Source organism: Aquimarina sp., assembly GCF_977115655.1.
Genome location: NZ_CDSBKO010000134.1, coordinates 1 through 3511, shown reverse-complemented (window position 1 = coordinate 3511; position 3511 = coordinate 1). Strand labels below are relative to the sequence as shown.

The window sequence follows — 3511 nt, the reverse complement described above, 5'->3', positions numbered from 1 at the left end:
TTTGAAAATCAATTAGTTATCTAATTTAAGAAATATAACCCAATGAGGCAAAAATTGGAACAAACAACAAATAAGAAATTGATTTACAAACAAATAAAAAGAGGTAAACGTTAAGCTTACCTCTTTTGTGAGCCCGATAGGATTCGAACCTATGACCGCCTCCTTAGAAGGGAGGTGCTCTATCCAGCTGAGCTACGAGCCCGTAACCGTTTGAAACATCTGCAAGGTAAAAAAACCATGCCGTTTTTGACGTTTTCAGCGGCGCAAATATACAACACATTAGGGGTTTTGCAAGTATATTGAAGTATTTTTTTAAAAAATATTTCTTTTCTTTAATCCATGTTTTTTCTTCATAATAACATATTGCTTTGTAATTATTTGAGGTTCTATGATTTATACTAAGGATAATTAATATTTTTTTAAAGTTTAAAACAAACATATTTGAAGAAATTCTTTTAGATTACAAACAAAGTTTTGATAATTGTGTAAAAAAGAACTAATACCAGTTACGCTTTGAACTTATTGTAAAATAAAAATCCGCTATTTTTACGAATAGTTTTTTTTGGGTTATGGGCTTGATGATAAAATCATTTTTGTTTTTTTCATGCCCCATTCTTATATTTATTTGCCCTGAACTTAAATACTCAAGGCAAAAGTTTGTGACAGAATTTGATATCAAGAATAGCATTTGCACAGAGTTAAGTATTTAATTCCTGTTTAGTTTGGGGTCTCTTGCTCCCATGATTAAAAGCCATAAGCAAAGTGAAAATTCTCCTATATCTGCTGGTAGTGTAATATTGTTTATAAATACAGATTCATGATTAGGGAAAAGGAAATAATCAAAGAAACTTACTAAATCTCCTGCACACCCCAACATTAAAAAAACTCCAATTATTTTAGGAACTAATCCGGATTTAAAAATCATATAGCCTAAAGGAAATAAGTACATTCCAAAAAATATTTGATTCACAAAATATCCTTTACTATGAATGTTTTGAAAAAACATGGATAAAGTTTGTATTTGTTCAGTGTTAAATGCTTTTGAATAATTTTCATTTACCAATAGCTCCAAAACAGAATATTGATATAATGCATTTTGACAGAACATGGCAACAGATATTATTACACACAATAACAAAAAAAGTGAAATATTTTTATTAATGGGTTTAAAAATACAATATAAAATATAGGCGTATAAAAAAAATAGTGTAGACATTACCAGATCACTTACAAACCCTAAGCGAAAAAGGCCTTGATTTTCAATTATATTTTGAGTAGTTGCAAAGGAATCATTGATTACATATAGTTTTTGACGCACAAAAAACTCTGCAAATACTCCGGTTAATATTAAAAAAAGCAATAAAAAACCTGCTAATCGTCCCGTGTTTTTATACGAATTCATTTTTACTTGTTTAAGGATTAATACTTAAACAAATATTAATGAATACTTTTAGTAATACAATTTGAATATGCAAAGTCAGTAATCATGTCTGCATAATGTTACTTTTAAGCTGTAAAATATTTAAGCTTTACCGTTTATTTTCAGAAAAAAATATTCCTTGTACGTTTCTGAAACAGGAATGATCTGATTTGATATTCTTATTCTGCTACGTTCAATAAAATCTATCTTGTTCAGGGCAACCATATACGATTTATGCACCCTGCACACTATGGATGAAGGAATGATTTGTTCTAATTCTTTAAAATTTTGTAAAGTCATAATTTTTTTATCGATAGTATGAATTCTACGATAATCACGCATTCCTTCAATGTAAACAATATCGGCAAGCATAATTTTTTCCAGTCGGTTTTCTGTTTTTACGAAAATAAAATTATTTGAAGTGCTCAGATTATTACTACTCAAATTTTTCTGAGCTTTACTTACAGCTTGTAAAAGACGGTTAAATGTAAATGGTTTAAGTAAATAATCGGTAATGTTAAGTTCATATCCCTTTATAGCATGTTCCTGGTATGCCGTTGTAATAATAACCTGACTTGTTATTTCAGAACTTTCTAATAGTTCAATTCCGGATAATTCATCCATTTGGATATCTAAAAAAAGAATAGATACCTTGTTTGTTTTTAAATAAGCAAGACCATCTAGTGCATTATCAAATGTAGCACATAAATTAAGAAAGGGTATTTTTGAGACAAAATCTTTTATCCTCTCTAATGCCAAAGGTTCATCCTCTATGATAATACAGCTATACTTATCCATTGTTTATCGTTAATTGAACACTATAAATATCATCTCGATTGGTTATTTTCAATATATGCTCCTTTGGATAAATAAGATTCAGTCTTTTTTGAATCAATTCATTGCCCAAACCATTATTTTCTTGTTTTAGCCTTTTGTTGAGATCCAATTTGTTTGCGCATTTCAATTCTATTGATTTATTATTAATCGTTATAATAATTGTTATAGCATTAGCCAGTTTTTTATTGGTTGTATGTTTACAAGCATTTTCAATAAAAGGAATAAAAATCATTGGAGCAATAGTTTTTCCTTTTGGAGAGCCTGTTATTTCAAAATTTAGATAACTAGAATTAGTTGTTCTTATTTTTTGTAATTCTATATATTTTTTAATGTACTCGATTTCTTTAGAAAGTAAAATTTTTTCCGTTTTAGTTTCATATAACATAAAACGCATGATATCGGATAGCTTGTTTAAATATTCTGAAGCTTCCACTGGCTTTTTAAGTATTAAAACATCAATGTTATTAATAGTATTAAACAAAAAATGAGGATCTAACTGTGATTTAACCAGTGCCATTTCTGTTTCATGGTTTTTTTGTTGTAAAGCTTCTTTTAGTTTAATGTCATTAAACCAGGTTATACCACTTTTTAATATAAATGCTATGACTCCAATAATTGTTGTAATAAAGAAAATAGAAATTATACTTTCAACAAAATCTTCACGCCAATTATACAACCAGTTATCTCCATCAATTACCGATATAAAAATAGTTCCTGTAAAAGCTGAAACCAGAGAAGACAGAAAGCTGTAAACAATTGTTTTGTACCTGCTTTTATCTTTAAGATAGTTAGGAAAAACAAAAAGGTAGGATGTATAAAATGAAATAAACGAAGGGAGCAATGCAAACCCAAAAAGATACTTAAAGAAGAGGTTGATTTGAGCTTCCTGATATGTGTTGTTTTTAAATAAAAGCCCAATCATTATCATTATTAAAAAAAGATAACATATCCAAAAACCTATATGTAACAAGATAATAATTGGTTTTTTCACTGTTTCACCATCTATTTCTTGAGTTAAAACAAGAATCGTTTATTCTTGATGATTTTAATAATGTATTCGGCATACTCTGCATGTTTGTCTGCAAGATATAAAATTAGTTAAATTGAATGCGTTATTATAAAAGTATATTATACTATTTGCATTTTGAACTTATCGTTGAAAAAGAAAATAAGCTGTTTTTAATCCCTCATTGAGGGGCTAATACCATTTTAACTTTGAAATAGCACTAATAAATTATTTCTTTTTCATCTGTT

Annotated in this window: 3 protein-coding genes and 1 tRNA gene; all 4 read right to left on the bottom strand. The window is 28.1% G+C overall.

Annotation, left to right across the window (positions count from 1 at the left end; genetic code table 11):
* Positions 1-128: 128 nt before the first annotated feature.
* Positions 129-202, bottom strand: a tRNA-Arg gene (locus tag ACZIYX_RS23775).
* A gap of 504 nt (positions 203-706) precedes the next feature.
* Positions 707-1402 (bottom strand): DUF4386 domain-containing protein, encoded by a 696-nt coding sequence (locus ACZIYX_RS23770; protein ID WP_462684751.1) that lies wholly within the window; start codon positions 1400-1402, stop codon positions 707-709.
* A gap of 120 nt (positions 1403-1522) precedes the next feature.
* A complete protein-coding gene (locus ACZIYX_RS23765; RefSeq protein ID WP_462684750.1) occupies positions 1523-2218 on the bottom strand; it encodes a LytR/AlgR family response regulator transcription factor in 696 nt (231 codons plus the stop codon).
* The gene (locus ACZIYX_RS23760) at positions 2211-3179 is read right to left on the bottom strand and encodes a sensor histidine kinase (protein ID WP_462684749.1); all 969 of its coding nucleotides are present in this window, start codon (positions 3177-3179) and stop codon (positions 2211-2213) included. Before ACZIYX_RS23760 ends, ACZIYX_RS23765 begins: the two co-directional genes overlap by 8 nt.
* Positions 3180-3511 lie beyond the last annotated feature (332 nt).